We start from the raw sequence: 1,110 nt of genomic DNA on the forward strand, positions 1-1,110 counted from the left end.
CAACAGTAACTCAAACTAGTGTAGATGGAGATCAAACAAACAATGCTACGGTTTCTCAGATTGGAGGAGGTAATGCTTCTTTCATCTCCACTAATGGAGACGGAAATGAAGTAGAAGTGGATCAAAAAGGAGACAATGATAATGACAATTCAACAGATATAGGTTACGCTAACGTTGCAGATGTATCACAGGATGGAGATAATAACTCTGCAAAGGTAGACACTGATGGCGATGAAAATATCGCCATTATTGGTCAAGTAGGGGATAGCAATGACGCCACTATTGACCAAGGTGTTGGGCACTCACAGAGAAATACTGCTACTGTTAATCAGGTTAGTATGGGTGCTACTGGTAATAAGGCTAAAGTAGTTCAGCGATATGATGACAACAGTGCGGAGGTTTCTCAGGTAGGAGATAATAACAGGGCTAAGGTCAACCAAAATACTAGGGCTAACGAACCAATTGTGGGAAGTGCTGCTTATGTTACACAAGAAGGACTTGACAATAAAGCTGACATTGACCAGGACGGAAGTTTTCACACTGCACAAACCCAGACTTTCGGAACAAACAATTCTTTAGAAATAACTCAAAATGATGAGGCTAATTTCGCTTACACCATTCAAGCAGGAGCTAATAACTCACTGGTTTATAGACCAATCCAATAATTCAAATTGGACTACACTTGGTCAGTTACGCAATGATAACATGGCAAACATTTCTCAAGTGGGTGATCTAAACCACGTGGATTTAGGACAACAAGGTGATTCTGATGCACTTAATATAACACAGGATGGCAATGATTTTGTTAATGGTCTCCAAATGGGTACCGGTGAAGGTAGTATGGCTACCATTCAACAAAATGATGGAGCCAACAGTGCATATATCAATCAAAGAGGGGAGTTTAATGAGCTAACAATCACCCAGGGTGGTGGGGATAACAGAGCTGAGGTTTCGCAGTATGATGAGGGAAGCATGGCGAATGTCATACAATATGGGACTGGCAACGAATCTCAAACCGTTCAATCTGGAGGTGTATTTGGAGCATCTAACTCTTTATTGGTGGAACAAACTGGTACCAACAATCTTAGTATCGTTCACCAAAATGGAAAT

The 1,110-nt window shown here is 41.0% G+C and carries 2 protein-coding genes; both read left to right on the forward strand.

Annotated features, from left to right (window positions below; genetic code table 11):
* On the forward strand, positions 1 to 665 hold a 665-nt coding region (locus E1171_RS00920; RefSeq protein ID WP_425509595.1), incomplete at its 5' end, for a hypothetical protein.
* A gap of 40 nt (positions 666 to 705) precedes the next feature.
* Positions 706 to 1,110: hypothetical protein (locus E1171_RS00925; RefSeq protein ID WP_222931312.1), on the forward strand; the 405-nt coding region annotated here is incomplete at its 3' end.

It is taken from the genome of Xanthovirga aplysinae, assembly GCF_009711365.1.
Taxonomy (GTDB): Bacteria; Bacteroidota; Bacteroidia; order Cytophagales; family Cyclobacteriaceae; genus Xanthovirga; species Xanthovirga aplysinae.